Origin of the sequence: Streptomyces swartbergensis, assembly GCF_002148965.1 — a bacterium.
Classification (GTDB): Bacteria; Actinomycetota; Actinomycetes; order Streptomycetales; family Streptomycetaceae; genus Streptomyces; species Streptomyces swartbergensis.
Map to the genome: position 1 here is coordinate 1 of NZ_NGFN01000843.1, position 661 is coordinate 661.

Here is a 661-nt window from a genome sequence, read left to right on the forward strand (position 1 = left end):
GACGATGTCGGCGCGGGCGCTGCCGATCGCGGGGTTCTTCCAGGTGCCCTTCACCGGGAGGGCGACCTCGGTGGCGTAGGAGGTGAGGGTGCCGATCCCGTCGGGTGCACGGGCGGCGGCCTGCGCGGCGGCGACCGCTTCGGCCGGCTCCCCCGCGACCAGGTCCTCGGGCTTCGGGCGGATCAGCGCGATGACCGTCTCGTTCACCGTCATCGAGTGGGAGGCGCCGGAGCGGCCCGCGCTCTTGGGCATGCCGCCCATCTCCTCCGGCTCACGGTCCAGGTCGATCGCGGCGGCGGCCAGCCCTTCCTTCGTGAGTAGCCGGACCTCCTCACCGCCCCGGGTACGGCCGCCGTCGACGGCCAGGCCATGACGCCTCAGATCGTTCACCGCGCCACGGTGGGAGGCGGTTCGGGGTTCCTTCCTCTTGGCTGGCGTCTGCTTGGTCGTGTGCCGGTAGGTCAGGTGCGGTGAGGCCAGCCGCTGGATCTGGTCGGCCGTGGCGACCTTGAGCACTCCGAGCACACGCAGCACATCGCCGCGCAGGTCGTTGGTCGATCCCGCCTCGTTCGCCTTCCTCTTGCCCGTCATCAGGCTCGCCCTCCCGTCGTCCGCGACCGGCCAGCGGCCGGGCGCCGGCCCCCGGCCGTGGAGGGGACCG

General features: G+C 72.9%; 1 protein-coding gene. It reads right to left on the reverse strand.

The window, feature by feature from the left end; all coding sequences use genetic code 11:
- The coding region (locus CA983_RS44675) for a replication-relaxation family protein (RefSeq protein WP_244207381.1) at positions 1-591 on the reverse strand (591 nt) is incomplete at its 3' end.
- Positions 592-661: the final 70 nt, after the last annotated feature.